At 67.1% G+C, this 1,756-nt stretch carries 2 protein-coding genes and 1 pseudogene; 1 reads left to right on the top strand and 2 read right to left on the bottom strand.

What is annotated here, in order from left to right:
• Nucleotides 1-368 (bottom strand): annotated as a pseudogene (locus tag PGX04_RS16460) (3-hydroxy-3-methylglutaryl-CoA reductase); the annotation flags it as partial.
• A gap of 55 nt (nt 369-423) precedes the next feature.
• Entirely contained in the window at nt 424-816 is a 393-nt protein-coding gene (locus PGX04_RS16455) for a hypothetical protein (protein ID WP_273739503.1), read from the bottom strand.
• Between the two features lie 151 nt (nt 817-967).
• Between PGX04_RS16455 and PGX04_RS16450 the strand changes: the two genes are divergently transcribed.
• A partial coding sequence (locus tag PGX04_RS16450) for an LLM class flavin-dependent oxidoreductase (protein WP_273739502.1) occupies nt 968-1,756 on the top strand: 789 nt, incomplete at its 3' end.

Below are 1,756 nucleotides of genomic sequence, written 5' to 3'. Positions count from 1 at the left end.
ACCGACGCCAGCAGCGCGCCCTCGGTCGTGGCGAGCGGCAGGTAGTGTTCGCCGGCGGCCGCGCCGCCGTCGTTCGCAGAACTCCCCGAGTTCTGCGAGCTCGGTGAGGTTTCCTCACCGTTGACAGCCACGGGACCCACGATGCCCATCGGCACCTGTGCCGCGCCGATCATGTTCTCGATGTTCGGATCCGCCCGCTCGGCGTCGAAGGTGTAGTCCCCGATCGCCTCGAGTTCGGTTCCCGTCTCTCGTTCGACGAGCAGTCGGCGCGCCTCGGCTGCAATATCGTAGTCGGCGTGGTCCTCGAGTTCGTGAATGCGAAGGTCGCCGTCGCGCACCCGCTCGGCGAGGTCCTCGGGATCGGTCATGGGTGGGACGAGACGGTCGGATGCCCTAACAGTTGCTGATTCCAGCGGTCGCGGTTCACTGATCGCGCAGGTCGAACGTGACCTCGTCGCTGACGGCGCGATACCCCTCGAGGGTCTCGTAACAGAGCAGTCCGAGAATCGATCCGGTGCCGATCGCTGCGATCAGCAGATAGCGAGCGCCCGACGCGTCGTCGGCGAACGCGACCGCGAACACCGCCGTGGCAACCGCGGCGAAGCGAAGTCTGCTTCGCGAATGGGGCCCGGTTTCCGTGACCGCGAGATACAGTTGTGGGAGTGCGACGGCGATGCCGGCGAACACCAGGAAGGCGAGCAGCGGCCGATCCTGGAGCGCGACGCCGGTCTGTCGCTCGACCACGATCGAGCCCGCAACGGCAACGACGAACACGAAGAGTGAGCCGAAGACGACGCGCCCTTCCCGATCGATCATAGGAATCGATCACCGGCCGGACAGGTCAACCTTGCGCTTGATTGCAGTTTCGGCGTCCGTCCCGTTCGATTCGCCCCCTCTCCACGGAGTCTGATCGTTCCCGTGTCGCGATGGGCATCGATTTTTGCCGCTGGATGTTCACCGGACGGGCATGAACGTTGGACTCATGGTGACGGCATTCGGCGACGACGACCTCGCTGATGTCGCCGTTCGCGCCGAAAACAGCGGCTACGACGCCGTCTGGGTCGGCGAGCTCTGGGGTGCGAGCGCCGTCGTGCAGGCGACCGAATTGGCCTGCCGGACCGACGAGATTCGGATCGGCACCGCGATCTTGAACGTCTACTCCCGATCGCCCGCCGTCCTCGCGATGACCGCGGCCTCGCTCGAGGACGCGTCCGACGGGCGCTTCACGCTCGGCCTCGGGACGAGCACGGCCACGGCGATCGAGGGGCTCCACGGAACGGCGTTCGATCGTCCGGTCCGGCGCGCCCACGAGACGATCGAACTGATACGCGAGTTTACCGCGGGGAACGGCGAGCCGGTCGACTACGAGGGCGAACTGCTCGAGGCGGCGAACTTTCCGTCGATCGAGACGTCGGTGCCGGTCTATCACGCCGGCCTCGGTTCGGCGAATCGCCGCGTCGTCGGCCGGCTCGCCGACGGCTGGATCCCGCACAACATTCCCTTTTCGACCCTCGACGAGGCGTTCGAAGAGGTCGCGGACGCCGCCCGGGAGCGCGACCGGGAACCCGGTGAGATCACGATCGCGCCGTACGTCCCGTCGGCGGTCAGCGACGACCGGAGCGAGGCTCGGGACACCCTCTGCCGGCACATCGCCTACTACGTCGGGAGCGGCGAAGGCTACCGCCGGGCGGTTGCGACGAAGTTTCCGGGGGAGGCAGACCGGATCGCCGAGGCGTGGCGGAGCGGCGACAAGCGA

The organism is Natrinema soli, from assembly GCF_028618695.1.
Note: the sequence above shows the minus strand (reverse complement) of the source record. Positions and strands in the feature narration are given on the sequence as shown.